Origin of the sequence: Roseibium sp. TrichSKD4, from assembly GCF_000148725.1 — a bacterium.
GTDB lineage: Bacteria > Pseudomonadota > Alphaproteobacteria > Rhizobiales > Stappiaceae > Roseibium.
Genome location: NZ_GL476320.1, coordinates 411,372 through 433,781, shown reverse-complemented (window position 1 = coordinate 433,781; position 22,410 = coordinate 411,372). Strand labels below are relative to the sequence as shown.

Sequence of the window (22,410 nt, the reverse complement as noted above, 5' to 3'; positions counted from 1 at the left end):
GCAAAGACGTGACTTATCCACGGTGTTCGCACCCACTTAATCGCCATTTGGCACAAAAAGGAGGTGCGCTGTAGCTAAGCTCCAAGTTTCAAAAAAGCCCCGCACATACTTTACCTTGCGAGATAATCAACAGTAGAAATGGCCGGAATTGACGGCCTCTTGGCCCGCCTGACTTGACCCGGCGGTTTCAAAGGTCCATTTGACAGGCGGCTCATGATCCCGGATCGTCGGGCACTCATGCTTTGTGTTTCCTCCCGGATGACCTGTCTCCGGCAATCGTATTTTGGGTAAGAATGAACATCGTCATTGTGGAATCGCCGGCAAAGGCGAAGACGATCAACAAGTATCTTGGCTCTGACTATCACGTCCTGGCGTCCTATGGACACGTGCGCGACCTGCCTCCCAAGGATGGCTCGGTCAAGCCGGACGAGAACTTTGCCATGAGCTGGCAGGTCGATTCCAAATCCCAAAAGCGGCTGAAGGAAATCGCAGATGCGGTGAAAGATGCCGACAAACTGATCCTCGCGACTGACCCCGACCGCGAAGGGGAAGCAATTTCGTGGCACGTTCTGGAAGTTCTTCAGAAAAAGCGGGTTCTGAAAGACAAGAAGATTGAGCGCGTGGTTTTCAACGCGATCACCAAGAAGTCCATTCTGGAAGCAATGGACAACCCGCGCGAGCTGGACACGCCACTTGTCGACGCCTATCTGGCGCGCCGCGCACTGGACTATCTTGTCGGCTTTACATTGTCTCCTGTCTTGTGGCGCAAGCTGCCGGGTGCCCGGTCAGCTGGCCGCGTGCAGTCTGTTGCCCTGCGCCTCATCTGCGACCGGGAAATGGAGATCGAGGTTTTCCAGCCACAGGAATACTGGTCGATCTTTGCGGGCATGAAGACACCGGCAGGGGGCGTGTTTCAAGCCGGGCTGACCGGATATGACGGTCGCAAGATCGGGCGTCTGGACATTAAGACGGAAGCAGAAGCCACCGAAATCAAGACCATGCTGGACAGTGCCAGCTATCTAGTCGAGAGCGTTACGTCCAAGCCTGCCAAGCGCAACCCGGCAGCGCCGTTCACAACATCGACGCTGCAGCAGGAAGCCTCTCGAAAGCTCGGATTTGCCGCCTCGCGCACCATGCAGGTGGCACAGAAGCTTTATGAGGGCATTTCAATTGGCGGTGAGACCTCGGGTCTGATCACTTACATGCGTACGGACGGCGTTCAGATCGCGCCAGAAGCGATCTCGTCTGCTCGCAAGGTGATCGCACAGGACTTTGGCGATAATTACGTCCCTGAAAAGCCGCGCTTTTACGCATCAAAGGCCAAGAACGCCCAAGAGGCGCACGAAGCCGTGCGCCCAACCGATCTATCCCGTCGCCCGAAGGATGTCGCCCGATTTCTCGACTCGGATCAAGCGAAGCTCTACGAGTTGATCTGGAAACGCACCATGGCCAGCCAGATGGAATCGGCAGTTCTGGAACGCACAACCATTGAAATCACGGCCAAGGGCAGCGGCAAGTCTGCGCAACTGCGCGCAACGGGCTCTGTGGTTCGGTTTGACGGCTTTTTCGCGCTTTATCAGGAAGGGCGCGATGATGACGATGAGGAAGGTTCAAACCGCCTGCCCGCCGTTGATCAAGGCGCAAACCTCAGCCTGACGGTTCTGGAAGACAAGAAACAGTCCGTCGAAGCTTCCCAGCACTTCACGACCCCGCCGCCGCGTTACACCGAGGCGAGCCTTGTGAAGAAGATGGAAGAGCTTGGGATTGGCCGTCCGTCCACCTATGCCTCCACGCTGCAGACCCTGCGCGACCGGGACTATGTGGAACTGGAAAAGAAACAGCTGGTTCCGCAGGACAAGGGCCGGATTGTTACCGCATTCCTGGAAAGCTTCTTCAACCGCTATGTGGAGTTTGACTTCACCGCGAGCCTTGAAGAACAGCTCGACAAGATTTCCGCTGGTGAGCTTTCATGGCTCGACGTGTTGCGCGATTTCTGGAACGCCTTTTCAGCAACTGTCGACGAGACCAAGGACCTGCGCGTCTCTGAGGTGATCGACAACCTCAACGAATTGCTAGGGCCGCATATCTTCCCGGCGAAAGAAGATGGCTCTGATCCGCGCAAATGTCCGACCTGTGACACGGGTCAGCTATCCTTGAAAGTCAGCCGTTTCGGGGCGTTTATCGGCTGCTCCAACTATCCGGAATGCAGCTACACTCGCCAGCTTGCAAAGAGCGGCGACGGAGAAGACGACGGCGCTGCGGACGGACCAAAGGTGCTGGGCCAAGACCCGGAAACCGGGCTGGATGTTTCCTTGCGCACCGGACGGTTTGGCCCTTACGTGCAGCTGGGTGAAGAAGCCAAGCCGAAGCGGTCGTCTTTGCCGAAGGGCTGGTCGGCAGCCGACATGGATTTGGACAAAGCTCTGCAGCTTCTCTCCCTGCCCCGTGAAGTCGGCCCACACCCGGAAGACGGCAAGATGATATCTGCAGGCATTGGCCGTTATGGCCCGTTCGTGCTGCACGAAGGAACTTATGCAAACCTCTCCTCCCCGGATGAAGTGTTTTCTGTTGGCATCAACCGCGCCGTGGACGCGCTGGCTGAAAAACGCGCCAAGGGCGGCGGACGTGGCCGGGCAGCGGCAACACCTTTGAAAGAACTGGGCGAACACCCGGAAGAAGGCGGTGCAGTGAACGTGTATGACGGGCGCTACGGGCCTTACGTCAAACATGGCAAGGTCAACGCGACCCTGCCAAAAGACACCGACCCGCAAGCCGTCACTATGGAACAGGCGGTTGAACTGATCGCAGCCAAGGCGGCAAAGGGCGGAACAAAGAAAAAGGCAGCGGCAAAGAAAACAACCGCGAAAAAATCAACAGCTAAGGCTGGTGAGAAGAAAGCGGCGGCGAAAAAGCCAGCAGCAAAAAAGACGACTGCCAAGAAGACGGCTTCCAAAGCCAAGGCGGAAGTTGACGCTTCCTCTGATGAAGTGCCGTGGGACGGCGCGTCTTGAGTGCCAAACGGATCAACCCGCGCAAGCATTCCAAACGGGCGCATGCCAAGGTTCCGGGTGAAATGCCCTCCCGGGAGGATATTCTAGCCTTTGTGGCAGATCATCCCGGGCGAGCTGGAAAACGCGAAATCGCGCGTCATTTCGGCATTATCGGCGGGGCGCGCATTCATCTGAAAAAGATGCTCAAGGACCTTGCAGCTGAAGGTTTGCTGGAAAAGCGTGAGAAGCGTTTGATCCGTCCGGGGGATTTGCCGCCCGTGTTTGTCGTCAACCTCGTTGCGCGCGACGAGAATGGCGAACTATTAGGCGAACCGGTTGACTGGGATGAGGTAGCTGGTGCTCCGCCTCGTATTCTAGTTCTCACCGGAAAAGGCAAAGGCCCCCAACCGGGACTGAATGACCGGGCCTTGATCCGTCTTGGAGAAGGTGAAAGCGGCCCGGAAGCAAGCCATACAGCGCGCGTAATCAAGGTTCTGGAGAAGCGGCAGGATGCCATTCTCGGGATCTTCCGGATGCGTGAGAAAGGCATGCCGCCCTATCTTGAGCCGATTGAGCGCAAGCAGCGGGAGCTGGATGTCGATACCACGGACCTGAAAGGGGCTGAAGACGGCGATCTTGTCAGTGTTCAGGTGACCCGCTCTGGCCGCTACGGCCATCCGCGCGCGTCTATCGTGGAGCGTTTTGGCTCCATGAACAGCGAAAAGGCTGTCTCGGAGATCGCACTCTATCAGCATGGCATTCCCCATGTGTTTCCGGACAGCGTGGAAGCAGAAGCAGAACGTCAAAAGCCAATTGAAACGCTTGGGAAACGCGATGACTGGCGCAAGATCCCGCTGGTCACAATCGATCCGCCCGATGCCAAGGACCATGATGATGCGGTCTATGCGGAACCTGACGAGGATCCGAACAACGAAGGCGGGCATGTGGTTTACGTTGCCATTGCCGACGTTGCCCATTACATCCGCCCCGGCTCGGCGCTCGACAAGGAAGCTCTGAAGCGCGGCAATTCGGTTTATTTTCCCGATCGGGTGATCCCGATGCTGCAAGAGCGCATTTCCAACGACCTTTGCTCTTTGCGCGAGAAAGAAGATCGCCCTGCGATGGCCGTCAGGATGGTGTTCGACAAATCAGGCCGCAAGATCAACCATACCTTCCACCGGGTGCTAATGCGCTCGGCTGCCAAGATGTCCTACATTCAGGCACAGAAGGCTATAGAGGGTGTTCTGGATGAGACAACGGAAACGTTGCTGGACGGCGTCCTGAAGCCTCTCTGGGAGGCTTACGCCTGCCTGAAGCGCGGACGCGATGCCCGCGAGCCGCTGGAACTGGACTTGCCTGAACGCAAGATCAAGCTGACGGCGGATGGCCGTGTTGATCATGTTTATGTTCCGGACCGACTGGACGCGCACAAGCTCATCGAAGAGTTCATGATCCAGGCCAACGTGGCCGCAGCCGAAACACTAGAGAAGAAGAAGTCTCCCCTGCTCTTCCGGATCCATGATGCCTCTACACCGGAAAAGCTGGAGTCGCTGAAAGAGTTCCTTTCAACGATTAACATGAAGCTGCCGTCTTCCGGCGGTCTCAGACCGTCCGTGTTTAACGGCATATTGGACAAGGTAAAGGACACACCGCAGGCGCATCTGGTCAATGAAGTGATTCTGCGCAGTCAGGCGCAGGCGGAATACAATCCGCATAATATTGGTCACTTCGGGCTCAATCTTCGCCGCTATGCCCATTTCACCTCCCCTATTCGCCGCTATGCCGATTTGATCGTCCATCGCAGCCTTGTGCGTGCGCTCGGGCTTGGCGATGATGGCCTGCCGGATGGCATTGAGGCGAAACTTGAGGTGATTGCCGCCGATATTTCCGCGGCAGAACGACGCGCCATGTTGGCGGAGCGCGAAACCGTGGATCGCCTGATCGCGCTTTGGCTGTCAGATCAGGTTGGCGCTGAATTCAAAGGCAGAATCGCCGGCGTGGTAAAGTCCGGCATGTTTGTGCAACTTGATGAAAGTGGCGCTGACGGCTTTATTCCGGCCAGCACACTTGGCGTCGATTACTACCGCTATGACGAAGGGTCGCACGCCCTCGTTGGTGACAAGAGCGGTGAAACCTTCCAACTTGGCGACCGTGTTGAGGTTCGGCTGGCGGAAGCTGCGCCCTTTGCCGGATCCTTGCGGTTCGAGATGGTCAGTGAAGGCCGTCGCACCGGAAAGCCATCCCGGCGATCAACAAAAAGGAAACCACCGGCTCGCAAGACGGACGGCAAGTCCAAACGTGCGGCCAAACCGAAACGTGGGAGAAAATGGTGAGCATCGAATACAGGACGGATTTGATATCCGATGCGCCCGAAGACGATCACGCTCTTTCTGGCAAACCGGCACGGCCGGTCTGGCGCTCCATTCTTCGTGGCATGCGCGGAAAATGTCCTGCTTGCGGCGAAGGACGCCTGTTTGACGGCTTTTTGGGCACGCAGACGGCTTGCGAGCATTGTGGTGAAGAATTGCATCACCAACGCGCAGACGACGCCCCGCCCTATTTCACGATCACAATCGTCGGCCACATTATCATCCCAGCCCTTCTTGCCGTTGAGATGATCTACCGGCCTGCGCTATGGATTCACATGGCGCTCTGGATACCGCTGACACTCATTTTGTCTTTTGCGCTCATGCGCCCGGTCAAAGGTGCCTTGATAGGTCTGCAATGGGCTCTTTACATGCACGGATTTGATCCGGATGCTGGGGATGACCTTCCAGAACCTGATCCAGCCGCGAGCATTAAATGACGACAAACCTGGCCGAGAGACTGGCCCGAGACGAACAAGCCGGAAACCACCCTTATATTCGCCCAAAGGACGCGGCTACGCTGCTGATCCTCGACCGATCAGGGGTAAATGTGCGGGTATTGATGGGGCGTCGGCACATGCGCCACACGTTCATGCCGGGAAAGTTCGTTTTTCCAGGTGGCCGGGTGGATGCAACTGATTCCCGTGTTCGCGCCCAGAAAGGCTACCACCCAGTTGTCGAAGAAAAGCTGCGTAAGGAGCTCAAGGCCCCTAAATCCGACGGACGCATCAAAGGTTTTGCACTGGCTGCAATCCGTGAGACTTACGAAGAGGCGGGCGTTTTTGTTGGCTCCAAAGAACTGGATTGCCCAAAGCGTCTCGGGGCCGGGTTCGATGCATTTGTGGATCGCGGCATAGCCCTTGATCTGACGCCCCTTCGGTTCGTTGCACGGGCCATCACGCCGCCAAAGCGCCCCCGGCGATTTGATGCGCGTTTCTTCGCCGTCTGGTCAGATGCCATTGCAGACAAGCTTGCCGACGGGCGTGGCCCTTCTGGAGAACTGGAAGACTGTGCGTGGCTGACGCTTGAAGAGGCTCGGCAAAAAGAACTGCCGATCATCACCCAAACGATTCTCACTGATCTTGAGAACCGGCTGCAATCCGACCCTGAACTGGCACCGGAGACCGAGGTACCGTTTTATTCCTTCCGGCAAGGCGATTTTGTCAGAGACCTTCTTTAAAAGGATCTTCGGGGGACAAATACTGATCGTCTTCCCGCGGAATGTGCAGTACAAAAGGCAATGCTTGACTTTGAGCGCTTGTTGAGTACTTTGCGCGCTGATTTCATATAACGGGCAGATTGATCGCCAGCGTCTCCTGGCCACCTGAACCGTTTGCCCCTAATAAGAACACAGGAAAGCAAGGCCATGGCCAAGGCGACTACCATCAAGATCAAGCTTGTTTCGACAGCTGATACCGGCTTCTTCTATGTCACCAAGAAGAACTCCCGCACAATGACCGAAAAGATGGTCAAGCGTAAGTACGATCCGGTTGCCAAGAAGCACGTTGATTTCAAGGAAGCGAAGATCAAGTAAGGTCTTTTCAGCTTTTAGATACAAAAAACCCCGCTGGTTTCCAGCGGGGTTTTTCTTTTGCTTTGAAAGGCTTGCTGCTTAAGCGGCTACCACATTGGTCAAGAAGGTCTCGACCTCGTCCTTGAGCGCCTCGGTCTTCTCCCAAAGATCGCCGGAAGCACTCAACACCTGTTCAGACGTGCCGGAGGTTGCCTGGACGGAGTTGGAGAGGTTCGCCATGTTTTCAGACACGGCCTGAGTGCCAACAGAGGCCCGCTGCACACTGTGCGAGATTTCAGCCGTTGCACTGCCCTGCTCTTCAACAGCTGCGGCAATCGTTGACGTGTAGCTGTCGACCTCTTCCATAATGCTGGTGATCTGCGCAATCGCTTGAACGGATTCGCGGGTCGCACTTTGGATGGCAGAAATCTGAGAGCCGATTTCTTCTGTTGCCTTGGAGGTCTGGGTCGCCAGATCCTTCACCTCAGCCGCCACGACTGCAAACCCTTTCCCGGCTTCGCCGGCACGGGCCGCTTCGATGGTTGCGTTCAGGGCCAGCAAGTTGGTTTGTTCAGCAATCGCCTGAATGAGCGTCACCACTTCACCAATTTTGGCAGCAGAGGCAGCAAGACCTTCCACTTTTTCGTTGGTGTTGCGCGTTTCAAGGCTCGCCCGGCCAACAACTTCAGTGGTGCGAGCAACCTGACTGGAAATCTCACCGATAGATGCTGCCAGTTCTTCTGCAGCGCTGGCCACTGTCTGCACGTTACCAGACGTCTCTGAGGAGGAATGCACTGTCTCATTGGCATGGCTTGCGCTTTCGGTCGCGAGCCCACTCAATTCGCGTGCGGTGGAGTCCAGATGTCCGGCTGTTTGCTCAACAGAGGACAAGAGGTTCAAGGACCGGGTGCGGAACCCATCGATCATGCCCTTGATTGCGGTTTGGCGCTCTGTTTCGGCACGTTCACCGTCTTCGCGTGTGCGTGCCAACTGAACCCGCTCAATCGACCGTTCTTTCAGCGTCTGAACAGACTGGGCGAGGTCCCCAAGTTGGTCAGTGCGTTCCACAAACGGAATTTCAACATCTAGCTCTTCATGTGCAATCTTTTGCGTGGCTTCCGCCAAAACCGTCACTGGGCGCAGGATGCGGCCGACCATGTACCAAGTCAGACCAACGAAGACAGCGACGACCGGGATAGCCAGCAACAGGAAGGACGTCATCAACTCCCAAACGTTAGCCAGTACCGCGTCTTTTTCTACACCTGCATAAAGAATGCCGATGATCTCGTTGTTCTTGGAAAAGATCGGCTCATAGATTGTGAAATAGTCTTTGCCAAGAATGGTCGCCTGACCGCTGAAGGTCTTGCCCGCCATGATGACCGGGTAGACTGCTCCCTTTTGCCCCAAAGGTGTTCCAACAGCCCGGGAACCATCCGGCTTGATGATATTCGTCGTCTTGCGCCAAAAATCCTTGCTCTCGGCATCCCAAGCGAACACCGTTGCTGTCTCACCCGTCATACCGGTGATTGTTTCGATCATCTCATGAGATGCGAAACCCGGCAGTGCATCCAGCTCAATCCTTTTGACATTGCCATCGCTGTCCCGCGAAACCGTAACACCTTCAATGCGCTCAGAGAAAACGGTCGCAGCAATGTTTAGGCTGGAGTTTTGCTTGGCAACGGCTGATTCAGCTGCCTGCTTGTCGGCGATGGTGTAAACGATCCCGCCAACCAACATCATTGCTACAGTAAAAAAGCAAACACATGCCACGGACATCGCCGTGGTTATTTTCATTTTCGTGAAAAAAGACATCTCAGCCCCTCATGAACCAGGTTGGTTTAAGGATGCAGCGAAGTCTTTAAATGGAAGTAAACTCACCCTAAGTAATATACGCAATATTCCATTAAATGTACCTATAGAACCTACTGCACTCTATTTAAAAGACGTGCAACGACAAAAAAATACAACAATTGGCTGAAATTAGGAGGCCGGCGGAAGGCAAGCATTCGAGGAGGCCACTCTTCGACTTGCTTTCGCGCCGGCCTGCCCCACGGACCCAGGAGATGCGGCGGACCTGAGCACTCCGTAGGGAAACTGTCGGTTTTATGCCCGGATGTTTTTCTCATCGCACAAAACACTATCAGGATTTACCCCGATAGGAGGTCACCCTACCCATTTACTCAAGTAAATCAATACATACGGTGGATTTTGCACATTCTCTTTACTGATTTTAGTAAAATTGTAAGGTTAATCAGTATGGAACGCCCCGCTTCAATTGGTCGTGAGGGTTCGACCTACGTCCTACAACCCTAGAACAACTCAGGCCTTCAGGCCTCTACGTCGCCAATATACGAGCGTACTGTTTCAAGGAAACGGGCAACTGAAATGGGTTTTGAGATATAGGCCTCGCAACCACCCTGGCGGATCCGCTCCTCATCACCTTTCATGGCAAATGCAGTCACTGCAATCACGGGAATTGAGGCCAGATCCTCATCTTCCTTGATCCATTTGGTGACTTCCAGACCGGAAACCTCAGGCAACTGAATGTCCATCAGGATAAGGTCAGGCTTGTGCTGGCGCGCAAGATCCAGGGCTTCTATACCTGTTCTTGTTTGAAGTGTGGAATAACCGTGCGCCTCGAGCAGATCATGAAAGAGTTTCATGTTCAGCTCATTGTCTTCCACAATCAGCACGGTTTTTGACATGGTCTTGCCCTTTTGACGGCTTGAATGCCGATCCCCGTTTTTCTTACATCCCAGTCCCGTTATCGAGTACTGGACCCCTGCCCCGCTGCAAGTTATTCAGTCTTTTATCGCGGAAATCTTTCAGAAAGGCAAAAATAGCAATGATTGATTCTACTGGCCATCGGATCTCAGCCGAGCAAGCTGAAGAAATTGCAACGCAGGCGCTTGTTCAAATGACCAGTGACCCCGAGCAGGTTGGCCGATTTCTGGCAACTTCCGGGATAGGGCCGGAGGCGATTCGCACTGCGGCTGCAGAGCCGGGTTTCCTTGCCGGTGTTCTTGAATTCTACATGTCCGACGAAGCTCTACTTTTAGCCTTTTGCGAAAATGCGGGCATTCGCCCGACAATGATCGCCGCTGCACGCCATGTGCTTGCCAAGGATTTGCCAAACGATGCCTGAGCCGCAAGCGGCGAGCCGCGCCATTCTGGATCAAATAAGCGCACTGCCGCCGTCATCTCGTCCGCTTGTGATCTGTGATGTTGACGAAGTGGTGCTGCATTTGGTGCGACACTTGAGGACTTATTTGGAGAACAACGGCTTTAAGCTCCTCAAGCAAGAATACAGGCTGACCAACAATATTGCCGAAAAGGCGTCCCAATCCGCTTTACCAGCAGATGCCGTCAAACGCCTGCTGCAAGACTTCCTTGATACACAAAGCCATGCGCAAGACCTCGTCGAAGGCGCTGACAAAACTCTTCACGCACTAGCAGAAGACTGGGATGTCCTTTTTCTAACGAATCTTCCAGGTGCCCATAATCGCCCTATTCGCGAGAGGCTTCTGGCGTCCTATGGGTTCTCGTTTCCTGTTCTGGTGAATTCCGGCCCCAAAGGAGGTGCCGTTTCGGCACTTTCTGCAGGCCGCAAAGAGCCCGTCGTCTTCATCGATGACAGCCCTACAAACCACACCTCTGTTCAGGCCAGCCTGCCGTCCGCAATCCAGATCCAGTTTATTGCCGACGAGCCGTTTCGCTCCAACATGACGCAAGAAGCGCATGTCGATTTTTTGACGGGAGATTGGGCTGACACCCTATCCTTCATCAACGCGCTGCCACGTTCGGGCGGTTAGGCTCAGGACGCATCAGCCATGGGCGAAACGCACTCAGCCTCTGATCCGTCCCTAACCCCGCCCAAAGCGCTGTGCCGGGATTGCGGGACACGCTCAGCGGTCGGGCGGTCCCGGTGCCCAAAATGTGGTAGCCCAAGGCTCGTCAGCCACCCGGAACTGGATCAACTCTCCATTGCCCATATCGATTGTGATGCGTTTTATGCATCTGTCGAAAAACGCGATAATCCCGAGCTACAGGACAAGCCGGTAATTGTCGGCGGCGGTCAACGCGGCGTGGTGTCGACCTGCTGCTACATCGCCCGCATTTACGGCGTTCGCTCCGCCATGCCGATGTTCAAGGCCATGGAGGCCTGTCCAGATGCTGTGGTCATCAAGCCAAATATGGAGAAATACAGCAAGGTTGGCCGCGAAATTCGCGAACGCATGCGCGCCCTTACTCCGCTTGTTGAACCTTTATCCATTGATGAGGCTTTTCTGGATTTGAGCGGAACCGAGCGCCTGCACGGTGCCACCCCGGCCGAAACGCTCGCGCGGCTCATTCGGGAGATTGAATCAGAGATCGGGATTTCAGCGTCTGTTGGCCTCGCTCCCAACAAGTTCCTCGCCAAGGTCGCCTCTGACCTTGAAAAACCGCGTGGTTTTTCCGTCATCGGCGCGGCGGAAGCCAAGAGTTTTCTGGCCAAACAGTCCGTCAGTCTCATTTGGGGCATTGGCAAGGTTTTTCAAAAAAAACTGGAGTCGGACGGGATCCGGACGATCGGTCAACTGCAGAAAATGGACCCCACAGACCTTGCCCGGCGCTACGGCTCGATGGGACTTCACATTGCCCACCTTTCCCAAGGTGACGATGACCGGATCGTAAAACCGTCGCGCGGGGCCAAGAGCGTCAGCACAGAAACCACATTCAACACAGATATTTCCGACTTTGAAGTGTTGCGTCCGGTCCTGCGGGATTTGTCGGAAAAGGTCTCTGCCCGGCTAAAAAAGGCTGACCTTTCCGGGCGGGGTATCACGCTCAAACTAAAAACGGCGGACTTCAAGACCATCACACGGGCCCGGCATCTGGCCGACCCGACCCAATTGGCCGACAAGATTTTTAGAAACGGTGTCGACTTGCTGGAAAAGGAAGCAGATGGCCGGCGCTTTCGGTTGCTTGGGATCGGTGTCAACGATCTTGCCCCCGGCGAGCAAGCCGATCCGCAAGACCTCGTTGACGAGCAAGCGGAACGGCGCGGCAAAGCCGAACGGGCCATGGATGCACTGAAGGATAAGTTTGGAACCGAAGCCGTTGAGCTGGGTCTGACTCACGGCGTGCGCAAGAAGCGCAAACCCAAGGCAGATTAACGAACAAAGACTGCTACTTATTGCAGTCGCTCGCCTCGTAGAACTCAAGCTCTTTCAATTCTCCGGTCATGGAGAAATCGCCATAATCCAGTACCAACTCACGGCTTACACCGTTTTCGTAAAGCAGAAAGGTCAGCTGGTAGATCGGCATTTGCTCCCCGCCATTTTCATTCGCTGTCGGTTCGAAATAGGCAATCGTAACTGGCCAGTGGGAAACACCTGTCAGCGGCTCCAGCAGTGCTCCTGCAGTTGCACTGGCATCTTTAGGAGACTGACGCAAAGCACCGATCACGGCTGTCGTGGAGAAAACCTTGTCCCCTGTTTCTGAACCGTCATAGACGTCCGCCGCATAAAACGGTGTTCCGACCTTGGCGCTTTCAATCACCTTGTTGAGATGCTCTGTCGGAAACAACGCCTTGGAACCAATTGAGAATGTTCGTTCTTCCGGTTCAGACAGGTCGATCTCCTTGTTGTTCGACAACTGCTTTGCCGTACCTCTCGTGGATTCCACGAGTTTGCGATTTACGAAGGTCTTGCTCAAAAACTCGTACAAATTTGCATCACCGCCCTCAAATGAGGTCGTCTGCAAATCGGTGACTTGAGAGCCTCCGGAAACATCCTGAAACTCTGTGACAAAGCGGAAGGACACGCTGTATCCGTCGCAGGCATTTCCGGAAAAGTCGTAGACCATTCGACCTGACAGAGCCGAAATTCCAGACTGGCCCTCGGATTCTCCCAAATTCATGTCGTAAACAGCCCTGTGGGGTGCGAGTCCACTCGCCCCGGCCCAAGCACTTGTCGGCAGGACGGTTCCTAAAAGGGCGGCACTCAATAGGGCGATACTCAAACGGTTCATTCGATTTGCTTCCGAACACAAGCGCTGAAGACCAGCGGATCTCTTTGGCCAAACATTATTCCTGCTCTCACCAGCCCGCCACCCTTTCCCTGAAAAAAAGCGGATTTTGCAAAGTTTTACCCCGATTAGGACCTATAAAATTATTTTTCCAAGAGTCGGCTGCGCGGCGCATTCAGGCCTTGCAGGCGGATTTGTTTTACGTCAAGAAACCGATCGACCTTGCCTCATGACCGCAAGCCATTCGGAGACAGAATTCCATGACCCAGACCATTGAACGCCGCCTTGCAGAACTTGGCGTCACCCTGCCGAAAGCCGCAGCGCCTGCCGCCAACTATGTGCCTTATGTTCAAACCGGCAACCAGCTTTTCATCTCCGGACAGCTGCCTATGGGACCGGATGGTCTGGCGCATAAGGGCAAAATTGGTGAAGACGCGTCACTGGAAGATGGTGTTGCGGCTGCAAAACTCTGCGCGATTAACATTCTGGCTCAAGCCAAGGTGGCAACTGGCGACCTGGAGAAGGTTGCCCGGCTCGTCAAGATCGTTGGCTTTGTCAATTCCACCAGTGACTTTACCGATCAGCCGAAGGTCATCAACGGAGCATCCGATTTCCTCGGTGAAGCCATGGGGGAAAAGGGTAAGCATGCCCGCTCTGCCGTGAGCGCAGCCTCCCTGCCCTTTGGCGCAACTGTCGAAATCGAAGCCATTTTCGAACTCGCCTGACCTTAGCGATCAATTGTTCCCGGTCTACGGATGACGTGGACCGGCCAGCACGGGTTTTCCCATGAGCCAGTTACAGGACATTTTCGCGCGCCCGATTGCTCATCGTGGTTATCACGATGGCAATGTGGCTTGTCTTGAAAACACGCCCTCTGCTGTTTCTTCAGCAAAGGACAAGAACTTCGGGATAGAGGTGGATGTTCAGGAAACGGCTGACGGGGAAGCCCTTGTTTTTCATGACTATTCACTCGACCGGCTTGTGCAGGCAAGCGGGCGGGTAATCGACTACAACTCCACAGACCTCGTCCGGCTGTCGATGCTGTCGGGCGGCGACAAACTGTGGATGCTGGATGATCTGTTTGCCCAAGTCGATGGTGCTGTGCCGCTGGTCATTGAGATCAAGTCGCATATGAAAGCGGGGGCACAAAATCCGTTTGTGCGCAGGATCGTCGATCAGGTCGCAGCTTACAAAGGGCCTGCCTGCATCAAGAGCTTTGATCCGGATATGATTGATGTCGCCTTGGCTCATAATCCGTCCGTGTTGCGCGGAATAGTGTCCGATGCAATGCGTCGGCAAGATCACGGCAACCTTTCGCACTCCAATCGCTTTGGCCTACGCCACCTTTTGCATTTACCGCGCACAAGGCCGCATTTCATCTCCTATGGCGTGAAAGACCTACCCCAGTTCGGGCCAAGCCTTTTAAGCCGCTGGTTCAAGCTGCCAATCATGACGTGGACCGTTAAAAACAAAGAGGACCGCGAACGGGCTGCGCAATTTGCCGATCAGATCGTCTTTGAAGGCTTCGATCCGGATCAGGTCTGAAACTTCAAAGGATGATGCGCCCCTTGTCATCACGTCTTTAACATCTACCTTAGCTGGAAACGTCTAACAGGCCGCATATTGCCCATGACCCAAACCGGCGATCCGACTGCCCCGTCTGCAACGCTGCGCATTCTTTCAAGCTTGAACGACATTTCTGCAAGCGACTGGGACGCGGTGGCGAACCCGGGCTGGACGCTTGGAAATGGCGGAAACCTGATGCCTGAACCCTCCGCGGGTGTTCTTAATGTGCTTGTTAAAAATACTGATAATCTGATTCAAGACGCAGGATTTAACCCCTTCGTTTCACACGCTTTTTTGAGTTCTCTCGAAGACACGGGCTGCGCGACCGCGCAAACAGGCTGGTATCCGCGTCACCTTATTCTGGAAACCGACAGTGGGGCGGTTTGGGGTGCTGTTCCCGCGTATCTCAAGTCTCACTCGCAAGGCGAATACGTCTTTGATTACGGCTGGGCGGAAGCCTTTCATCGCGCAGGCGGAGACTATTATCCAAAGCTGCAGATTTCGGTACCATTCACCCCTGCCACTGGGCGGAGGTTTCTGCTGTGCCCGGAGATCAACCGGGAGGCCGGCATGCAAGCGCTGGCTTCCGGCTTGGTTCAAGTGTGCAAACGCTCCCAGGCTTCGTCCGTGCATGCAACCTTCTTGACCCAACCAGAATGGGAAACACTCGGCGGACTGGGATATTTGCAGCGCACGGACCAGCAATTTCACTGGGTAAACAATGGCTATGAGAGTTTTGAGGGCTTTCTGTCCGACCTTGCCTCCCGAAAGCGCAAGGCGATCAAGAAAGAGCGACGCGAAGCGCTTGCCTCAGGTGTTGAGATTGAATGGGTTACAGGCACTGACCTCACCGAGGCGCATTGGGATGCCTTTTTCGAGTTTTATGAGGATACCGGTGCGCGGAAATGGGGACGGCCCTATTTGAACCGGGCCTTCTTCTCCACCGTCAGCGAGCGCATGGCGGAGCGCATCCTTTTGGTCATGGCCAAGCGTGAGGGCCGCTATGTTGCAGGGGCCCTCAACTTCATTGGTTCTGATACGCTGTTTGGGCGCCACTGGGGCTGCACAGAGCACCACCCCTTCCTGCATTTTGAAGTTTGCTACTATCAGGCGATCGATTTCGCGATTGCTCACGGATTGAAGCGCGTTGAGGCCGGTGCGCAAGGGGCTCACAAGCTCGCCAGAGGCTATTTGCCCGTCACAACTTGTTCCGCCCACTGGATTGCCCACGAGGGTCTGCACAATGCTGTTGCGGACTTTCTGGAACAGGAGCGGATGGCCGTGGAGCGCGAAAACGAGATGCTGGCTGATCATGCACCGTTTCGCAAAAGTGATCCGCCGCGTTCACAATCCTGAGGGTTCACGCCAAGCAGCTTGTTTTCAACTTCTTCTTCAACTACATAGTGTTTCATCATCAAGAGTTGGGAAGACGCCCAACGCCAACCTGCCGATCCGGGCAAGGTGGTACTCCGACAGATGGGGGATGTGGCCGAACCGGCAACCAAGCGGAACGGATCACAAGGCGTTCTTTCAAAAAAGATAAATGGATGCCTGAAAATGCCCATCAAGATCCCGAATGATTTGCCTGGTCGCGAAGTCCTTGAGAATGAGGGCGTCATGATCATGAGCGAATCCCAGGCGATCCGACAGGACATTCGTCCACTGAGCATCGGCCTTCTCAACCTGATGCCGAACAAGATCACCACCGAAACGCAGATCGCCCGGCTGCTCGGTGCAACACCGCTGCAAATCGACCTCACCTTGGTGAAGATCGGCAGCCACACGCCGCGCAACACGTCTGCCGACCACATGGCCGCGTTTTACCGCAGCTGGGAAGACGTGCGGAGCCGCAAGTTTGACGGCTTCATCATCACAGGCGCGCCAGTGGAACATCTGCCGTTTGAAGAGGTCACCTATTGGGACGAGATGCGTCAGGTGTTTGACTGGACGCAAAGCAATGTCCACCGCACCTTCAACATCTGTTGGGCCGCGCAGGCAGCAAGCTATCACTTCCACGGCATGCAGAAATACGCTCTAGACACGAAGGCAACCGGCATTTTCCGCCAATATGTACGCGTGCCCGCCTCCCCTATTCTACGCGGCTTTTCAGACGACTTCCGCGTTCCTGTGTCTCGCTGGACAGAGGCTCGCAAGTCCGACATTCCTGAGGGTAGCGGTCTCGTCGTGTTGGCAGAAAGCGACGAAACCGGCATGTGCTTGCTGGAAGACCCGAAACATCGGGTCCTCAACATGTTCAACCACATCGAATATGACACGACGTCACTGGCGGACGAGTTTACCCGTGACAGCGAGACGAAGAAGGACGACGCACCTTTTCCGGCGGACTACTTCCCGGAAAACAACCCGTCCAACGTTCCGCCGAACCGCTGGCGCGCCCATGCGCACCTTCTCTTTGGCAACTGGATCAACGAGATGTACCAGACGACGCCATTTGATGTTGCTGACATCGGGAAATAGATTCCAGCCCTTTTGCCTCAAAAATCCCGGTGAGACCTTCTGGCCGGGATTTTTCTTTAGATTCAGGTCATTAGTCACAAGAGTGAAAATACTGAGTCAATTCGCCGCCGTTTCGGCGACCTGAGATCAATCACCATTGGCCAATTGAACTGGCCCTTTTGGCAACATGATTCAATGAGGTCAGCTAACTGCTTCTCCCCCTTGCGGAAAACCGAATTCAGCGGTTCTCTCACAGGCTTTTTTTGACTAGGGTGTGCGAAGTCTCAATCGGCTATAGACGGTCGATCTTCCATCTTCCTTGTGAGGTTTCAAATGTCCGCGCCTGCCTACGATACTGACAACGTTTTTGCGAAAATCCTGCGCGGGGAATTGCCCAGCCACAAGGTCTATGAGGATGATGCGACGCTTGTCATCATGGACATCATGCCGCGTGGTGACGGGCACGTTCTGGTGATCCCGAAGGCCCCTTCCCGCAACATCTTCGATATTGCCGAGGCTGACCTTCATTCGGTCATGACTACTGTGAAAAAGATGGCGCTGGCGGTGAAGGAAGCGTTTGGCGCAGATGGCACGACAATTCAGCAGTTTTCAGAGCCAGCCGGCGGACAGGTCGTGTTTCACACCCATGTCCACGTTATCCCGCGCTTTGACGGCGTATCGCTTCGCGCCCACACCGGCGAGATGGCCGACAATGACGCACTTGCTGCGCATGCAGAGAAAATCCGGGCGGTGCTTGGTTGATTGACCGGGGCCGCGCGAGTGTTAATTCGCCAGAGCTCGGGGCATTTCAGGGGACCGGTCTCGGACTAACACCTGGGCAATATAGTAACAAAGCGCGAACAAGCCTAAGCCACCGACCAAGTCGATTAGATGATGCCCGCCATGAAGGATAGTTGCGGGAATCATCGCAATATTTAAAACAAGAAGCACAGGAAAAATGCCTTTCAGGCTGCGGCTGTAGACCGCGCACATTCCAGCCATGAGGATATGAACGGACGGAAACGCTATCAATCCTAGCACGTTTTCTGGAGACAATACGTCAATGCCGTGCAACGACTGATGTCTCAGTTTTTCCCCATATTCATCGCCCACCATAAGCGAAAACGAGGTAACTCCTAGGCTGTCTATATCGTAGACAACCGAAGTTCCGAAGCTGGGAGCAATATACCAGATAACCATAGACGCAAGCACGCCGATCAAGCCACAGCTCAAAAATCGGTAAAGTTCTTCTATTTTTTCGGTAAGTCCGAGGCAAATGGTGACCAAAGCGAGCTGGATAAGGGAAGATGCATAGAGGTATTTCAACCCTTCGGCCAATAGCGGGTGCCCATCGAACCATTTGACAAACTCCGACCAACTGAAGCCCAGCATACTGTCAATCTGGACCAGTTGCATGTCCACCGCTCTGGGTCCAACAGGTAAGAGAAGATAGTTAAAGACAGATCCAGAAATCGTAAAAAACAAGAAGATCGCCATACAGATAAAAACAACGGCGAAGCGCTCATTTTTTCGCAAAATTCGAAAAAAAAGCCCTAGCCCGAGAAAAATAGTAGGCAGGGCAGCCACACCAACGTAGCCGCTCCAGTAGACTGCCTGACCGGTTACAGCTATGACCACAAGGTCAATTGCCAGAATAGACCCTATAATTGCGAACAATATTAGCTCAACACGCGTAAACAAGCGGAACTCTCCGAGGCAACCCTTGTCATATCAATCAAGAGAAATTGTTAATTTAATAAGAACACCTTACCCAAAACACGCTCAAAACGCTACGTCATGTAATACCCAACCGGCGAGCAGAACAACTTCGCCGGTGAGAACCCCAACGATCACGCGTTGCTTGAATGTGAGGAACGCGGCAAAGCCGCAGCTGGCGGCCAGAAGTCGGAGGGCAAGCGAGGTTTCGGCGAGCGCGCCTTGAGGAAACAGGATCAGCTTGGAAATCACGCCAGCAACGAGCGCTGTTGCGACACAGCGTACCCACACGAAGACTTCGCTGTCTTCCCGCAAGCGCCCCCCGGCAAGAACGCCGAGCCAGCGCCAGACATCGGTCGCCAGCCAGCCAGCCACGAGGATCATGACAAAAGGCCACCACCATGTGTCCGGCAGGCTGGTAATGTGTATACCGTCCATCAGCTTAGGCCTTGTCTCATGATGCGTGTGACCAGATAGGCGAGTGTTCCACCAACAAGGCCAGTCCAGAGCAGATCAAGCCCTGGAACATACACAAAGAAGACAGGCCCCAGGGCCAAGCCAGCAATCATGGCGGCCTTGTCGGCATTCATCCGCGCGGCACCCCAGAGCGAGCAAAGAAAATAGATTGGCGTAAGCAGGAACAAGGCCCCGGCCACAATGGGCGGCATATGATCGACCAGCATGTAGGAAATGCCGGTCATGGTGAACACGAAGATCGTGACTGAGCCGCCAAAGCCAATGAAGAATGGTAATCGCCCGTCTCGCTGCATGTCCGGCAGGTTCTTCATCGCGTAAACCCATGCCGTTACGGCCACAAAATGCGAGGCGAGCAGCAGTTTCCAGGTGGGCGTTTTTCCCGGCACCTTGACCAGCGGCATCAAAGCCATTGTCATGGGCATCAAGCGAACGGAAGCGAGTGCCACAGCGATGGCCGCGGGTACCAGCCCCATGCCGGTTGCCATTCCGCCGGTCAATACCACAATGGACGGTAGCGCCCAGACGAACCCGGTCATGACCAGCGTTTCGGCAAGCGACAAACCGGTTTCGCGCGCAAGGCCCGCATAGCCAACAAAGGCTGCTGTCAGAATAAGCGCCGGAATGGACACAGCCGCCCGTGCCCCGCGCAGCATCCATGTTCGTTCTGAAACAGGTGCGGCACCAGTGTCTTTTTCAGACGAGGAAGGGTCCGGCGGCTCTCCGGCGGAAGCGGACATCAGCGAATGCTTTTTGCTTGAAAGAACTGTTTCTTTTTCAAGCCTCTGGACACGCTTGTCAATTCATGTCCAGAGACCTTGTGCACAACCTTGCACCCTACACCGACCGCGTCAGACCTCCATCGATACGGATGTTTTGTCCGGTGATATAGGCCGCATCCTCAGACGCAAGATAGGAAATCAGGGACGAAACTTCCCGCGCCTTGCCATAACGTTCCATTGGAATGCGTGCGCGGCGGTCTTCCTTTTCCGGCAGGCTGTCGATGAAGCCGGGCAAGACATTGTTCATGCGGACATTCTGTGCCGCATATTTGTCGGAAAAGAGTTTTGTGAAACTGGCAAGACCGGCGCGAAAGACCCCGGAGGTCGGGAACATGGGGTCCGGCTCAAACACGGCAAAGGTTGAAATGTTGATGATCGTTCCGCCGCCCTGCTCTGCCATCAAGGGCGCGACAAGCCGGGTCGGGCGAATGACATTCATCAGATAAACGTCCATGCCGAGATGCCAGTCCGCATCAGATATCTCCATAATATCACCTTTAGGTCCATGCCCTGCAGAGTTCACAAGAACATCGATCCGGCCATAGGTTTTCATGGCTCTGTCGATCAACCCTTGCAGATCTTCAGGCACAAGATTGGAACCGGTGAAACCGACGCCGCCCAGCTCTTGCGCCAAGGCCTCTCCCTTGTCGGAGGAGGACAGGATAACGACCTTGAAGCCATCTTCTGCAAGCCGCCTCGCCGCGTCCGCACCCATTCCTGATCCACCAGCGGTAACGACCGCAACCTTTTGATCTGTCATCTTAATCCTCAGCACATCACTTAAGTCTGAAAGCAAACTATCGCTGCTGGATTTATCTGACCAATCATGATTTCATGCTTAAGGCTGTAGAAAAACTACACTCAGATTAGGATAGAATTTGAAGCGACCCAGTTTGAACAAGTTGTGGGCATTTGATGCCGCGGCTCGCCATCAAAATTTCCGAACTGCGGCGGAAGAACTGAACCTGACACAAGGCGCTGTCGCACAACAGGTCCGCTCGTTGGAAGAAGAATTGGCGCAAAAACTGTTCTCCCGTCATGCCCGGGGACTTCATCTCACCGAAAACGGACGGGCCTATGCCAGAGAAATACGGCGCGCGCTGGAAATCGTAGATAACGCCACCCGTCAGATCGCCCCAACATCACAACGGATTGTCTTGAGCGTCCCGCCTTCAGTTGCTGCGAAATGGTTATTGCCAAAACTGGCCGATTTCCGTGAGATAAATCCGGATATAGATCTGGTAACTCAGGCGAGCGAAAAAATATCGGTTTTCAACGCAGATGCAGTCGATCTCGCCATTCGAATTGGAACCCCGCCGTTCGCAGATCTCGAACACCATTTTCTGGCTGACAAGCGCTTGTCAGCTGTCACCCAACCGGCCCTCGCTAATAAACTCCTGAGCGGTTCACCGCACTTCAGCTCCGCCCGAGATTTCTCATCCCTACCTTTGGTCTTCGACAGTCACAACCACTGGGAATTGTTCTTCCGCAGTGAGGGGCTTGCAACGCCCTCGCCCCAACTTCAGTTCAATCATTCCAGCCTTGCTATAGACGCAGCCCGCGAGGGGCAGGGCATTGCCCTTGCCCCAACGATTCTGACCCGCCATGGGATAGAAACCGGAGATCTTGTCAGTCTTTTCGAAGCCCCTGCGCTTAGCTGCTCTAATTATTACATTGTCTATCCAGCTGGTCATTCTGGCGAACATAACGTTCGCTTGCGCGTTATAGACTGGCTGTTGAAGCAGGGCGTTTGATGTTCGCAGCCCAGCCCACAAGAAAACCAATCGTAGACAGCTACTTAGCTTTTCCGCCCCAGATAGACCGCCTGTGTGACCTCCCGCCCCTCCTGCAAGGGATTGGGGAAGATGACCGGCTCGGCCCAAGCCTCATCAAAAGCCTCCAAGAGCCGCTGGGTGATTGCCTCATCTGGTGCTTCGTCTGACCACAGACCGACAACACCATCGGGCTTTAAAAACCGCTGCACGGCCTGCAAACCCTCTTTGGTGTAAAAACTTTTCGAGCCGCCATGCAGCAACCGGTCCGGCGTGTGGTCAATATCGATCAGGATCGCGTCAAATTGGCGACCCGGCTCGCTTTGATCAAACCCGTCCCCAGAGGCTGCCAGCGCGAAGAAATCGCCCTGCACCAGTTCACATCTCGGGTTTTCCGCCAGTTCCGCCCCCATCGGCACAAGGCCTTCTTGATGCCAGCGGATGACAGGTTCCAGCAGATCAACAACGGTGAGGCTTTTGACCGTGTCATGGGCTAGCACCGCCTGTGCTGTATAACCAAGCCCCAATCCGCCAACCAGCACATCCAGCTGATTTCCCGCCAAGGCTTTCACCCCAAGGTCGGCCAGCGCGACTTCAGAGGCAGTGAACAGGCTTGACATCAAATGCTCTTCACCAAGCAGGATTTCAAACACATCGGTTTTCAGGGAGAGAATATGCCGGCGGCGGAGCGATATCGCCCCAATTGGCGTCGGCGCGTAGCCCAATTCTTCAAACATCTTACTCATCCGCCCACCGTGGCGGGGA

At 54.7% G+C, this 22,410-nt stretch carries 22 protein-coding genes and 1 riboswitch; of the genes, 14 read left to right on the top strand and 8 right to left on the bottom strand.

Annotation, left to right across the window (positions count from 1 at the left end):
* Positions 1-293: 293 nt before the first annotated feature.
* The 5 genes from topA (at position 294) to rpmG (ending at position 6,890) form a co-directional block, all read left to right on the top strand.
* On the top strand, positions 294-3,011 hold the full coding sequence (topA, locus tag TRICHSKD4_RS22795) for a type I DNA topoisomerase (RefSeq protein WP_009469347.1): 2,718 nt from the start codon (positions 294-296) through the stop codon (positions 3,009-3,011).
* Positions 2,993-5,323: a ribonuclease R gene (gene rnr, locus TRICHSKD4_RS22790; protein WP_009469346.1), complete on the top strand. Its 2,331-nt coding sequence runs from the start codon at positions 2,993-2,995 to the stop codon at positions 5,321-5,323. The genes topA and rnr overlap by 19 nt, the downstream gene beginning before the upstream one ends.
* Positions 5,317-5,796: a DUF983 domain-containing protein gene (locus TRICHSKD4_RS22785; RefSeq protein WP_050763521.1), complete on the top strand. Its 480-nt coding sequence runs from the start codon at positions 5,317-5,319 to the stop codon at positions 5,794-5,796. Before rnr ends, TRICHSKD4_RS22785 begins: the two co-directional genes overlap by 7 nt.
* The gene (locus tag TRICHSKD4_RS22780; RefSeq protein ID WP_009469344.1) at positions 5,793-6,536 is read left to right on the top strand and encodes an NUDIX hydrolase; all 744 of its coding nucleotides are present in this window, start codon (positions 5,793-5,795) and stop codon (positions 6,534-6,536) included. Before TRICHSKD4_RS22785 ends, TRICHSKD4_RS22780 begins: the two co-directional genes overlap by 4 nt.
* A gap of 186 nt (positions 6,537-6,722) precedes the next feature.
* Positions 6,723-6,890 (top strand): 50S ribosomal protein L33, encoded by a 168-nt coding sequence (rpmG, locus tag TRICHSKD4_RS22775; RefSeq protein ID WP_009469343.1) that lies wholly within the window; start codon positions 6,723-6,725, stop codon positions 6,888-6,890.
* A 78-nt stretch (positions 6,891-6,968) separates the two neighbouring features.
* Here rpmG and TRICHSKD4_RS22770 read toward each other — a convergent pair whose 3' ends face one another.
* Positions 6,969-8,681: a methyl-accepting chemotaxis protein gene (locus tag TRICHSKD4_RS22770; protein ID WP_009469342.1), complete on the bottom strand. Its 1,713-nt coding sequence runs from the start codon at positions 8,679-8,681 to the stop codon at positions 6,969-6,971.
* Positions 8,682-9,196: 515 nt separating this feature from the next.
* Positions 9,197-9,574: a response regulator gene (locus TRICHSKD4_RS22765; RefSeq protein WP_009469341.1), complete on the bottom strand. Its 378-nt coding sequence runs from the start codon at positions 9,572-9,574 to the stop codon at positions 9,197-9,199.
* A 140-nt stretch (positions 9,575-9,714) separates the two neighbouring features.
* On the opposite strand from TRICHSKD4_RS22765, the gene TRICHSKD4_RS22760 reads away from it, so the two are divergent.
* The 3 genes from TRICHSKD4_RS22760 to TRICHSKD4_RS22750 are packed head-to-tail and all read left to right on the top strand — an operon-like array spanning position 9,715 to position 12,025.
* Positions 9,715-10,014, top strand: a complete 300-nt coding sequence (locus tag TRICHSKD4_RS22760; protein WP_009469340.1) for a DUF3572 domain-containing protein — start codon at positions 9,715-9,717, stop codon at positions 10,012-10,014.
* Positions 10,007-10,681 (top strand): hypothetical protein, encoded by a 675-nt coding sequence (locus TRICHSKD4_RS22755; RefSeq protein WP_009469339.1) that lies wholly within the window; start codon positions 10,007-10,009, stop codon positions 10,679-10,681. Before TRICHSKD4_RS22760 ends, TRICHSKD4_RS22755 begins: the two co-directional genes overlap by 8 nt.
* 18 nt (positions 10,682-10,699) lie before the next feature.
* Complete coding sequence (locus TRICHSKD4_RS22750) at positions 10,700-12,025, top strand: DNA polymerase IV (RefSeq protein WP_009469338.1); 1,326 nt, start codon at positions 10,700-10,702, stop codon at positions 12,023-12,025.
* A gap of 13 nt (positions 12,026-12,038) precedes the next feature.
* Here the strand turns inward: TRICHSKD4_RS22750 and TRICHSKD4_RS22745 are convergent, their stop codons facing one another.
* Positions 12,039-12,881: a cell envelope integrity EipB family protein gene (locus TRICHSKD4_RS22745; RefSeq protein WP_009469337.1), complete on the bottom strand. Its 843-nt coding sequence runs from the start codon at positions 12,879-12,881 to the stop codon at positions 12,039-12,041.
* A 257-nt stretch (positions 12,882-13,138) separates the two neighbouring features.
* On the opposite strand from TRICHSKD4_RS22745, the gene TRICHSKD4_RS22740 reads away from it, so the two are divergent.
* From TRICHSKD4_RS22740 to TRICHSKD4_RS22720, 5 genes are all read left to right on the top strand, one after another.
* Positions 13,139-13,603, top strand: coding sequence for a RidA family protein (locus TRICHSKD4_RS22740; protein ID WP_009469336.1), 465 nt, complete (start codon positions 13,139-13,141; stop codon positions 13,601-13,603).
* A 61-nt stretch (positions 13,604-13,664) separates the two neighbouring features.
* On the top strand, positions 13,665-14,423 hold the full coding sequence (locus TRICHSKD4_RS22735) for a glycerophosphodiester phosphodiesterase family protein (protein ID WP_009469335.1): 759 nt from the start codon (positions 13,665-13,667) through the stop codon (positions 14,421-14,423).
* Between the two features lie 84 nt (positions 14,424-14,507).
* On the top strand, positions 14,508-15,800 hold the full coding sequence (locus TRICHSKD4_RS22730; protein WP_009469334.1) for a GNAT family N-acetyltransferase: 1,293 nt from the start codon (positions 14,508-14,510) through the stop codon (positions 15,798-15,800).
* A 50-nt stretch (positions 15,801-15,850) separates the two neighbouring features.
* A riboswitch (SAM-I-IV-variant riboswitch) is annotated at positions 15,851-15,959 on the top strand.
* A gap of 42 nt (positions 15,960-16,001) precedes the next feature.
* Positions 16,002-16,922: a homoserine O-succinyltransferase gene (gene metA, locus TRICHSKD4_RS22725; protein WP_040617495.1), complete on the top strand. Its 921-nt coding sequence runs from the start codon at positions 16,002-16,004 to the stop codon at positions 16,920-16,922.
* Positions 16,923-17,234: 312 nt separating this feature from the next.
* Positions 17,235-17,663, top strand: a complete 429-nt coding sequence (locus TRICHSKD4_RS22720) for an HIT family protein (protein ID WP_009469331.1) — start codon at positions 17,235-17,237, stop codon at positions 17,661-17,663.
* 21 nt (positions 17,664-17,684) lie between these two features.
* Here TRICHSKD4_RS22720 and TRICHSKD4_RS22715 read toward each other — a convergent pair whose 3' ends face one another.
* From TRICHSKD4_RS22715 to TRICHSKD4_RS22700, 4 genes are all read right to left on the bottom strand, one after another.
* The gene (locus TRICHSKD4_RS22715; RefSeq protein ID WP_009469330.1) at positions 17,685-18,602 is read right to left on the bottom strand and encodes a phosphatase PAP2 family protein; all 918 of its coding nucleotides are present in this window, start codon (positions 18,600-18,602) and stop codon (positions 17,685-17,687) included.
* A gap of 81 nt (positions 18,603-18,683) precedes the next feature.
* Complete coding sequence (locus TRICHSKD4_RS22710) at positions 18,684-19,055, bottom strand: AzlD domain-containing protein (protein WP_009469329.1); 372 nt, start codon at positions 19,053-19,055, stop codon at positions 18,684-18,686.
* Positions 19,055-19,831: an AzlC family ABC transporter permease gene (locus TRICHSKD4_RS22705; RefSeq protein WP_009469328.1), complete on the bottom strand. Its 777-nt coding sequence runs from the start codon at positions 19,829-19,831 to the stop codon at positions 19,055-19,057. Before TRICHSKD4_RS22705 ends, TRICHSKD4_RS22710 begins: the two co-directional genes overlap by 1 nt.
* Before the next feature lie 97 nt (positions 19,832-19,928).
* A complete protein-coding gene (locus TRICHSKD4_RS22700) occupies positions 19,929-20,633 on the bottom strand; it encodes an SDR family oxidoreductase (protein WP_009469327.1) in 705 nt (234 codons plus the stop codon).
* Positions 20,634-20,766: 133 nt separating this feature from the next.
* On the opposite strand from TRICHSKD4_RS22700, the gene TRICHSKD4_RS22695 reads away from it, so the two are divergent.
* The gene (locus TRICHSKD4_RS22695; RefSeq protein WP_050763520.1) at positions 20,767-21,627 is read left to right on the top strand and encodes a LysR substrate-binding domain-containing protein; all 861 of its coding nucleotides are present in this window, start codon (positions 20,767-20,769) and stop codon (positions 21,625-21,627) included.
* Positions 21,628-21,671: 44 nt separating this feature from the next.
* Here TRICHSKD4_RS22695 and TRICHSKD4_RS22690 read toward each other — a convergent pair whose 3' ends face one another.
* Positions 21,672-22,382: a spermidine synthase gene (locus tag TRICHSKD4_RS22690; protein ID WP_009469325.1), complete on the bottom strand. Its 711-nt coding sequence runs from the start codon at positions 22,380-22,382 to the stop codon at positions 21,672-21,674.
* Between the last annotated feature and the right edge of the window lie 28 nt (positions 22,383-22,410).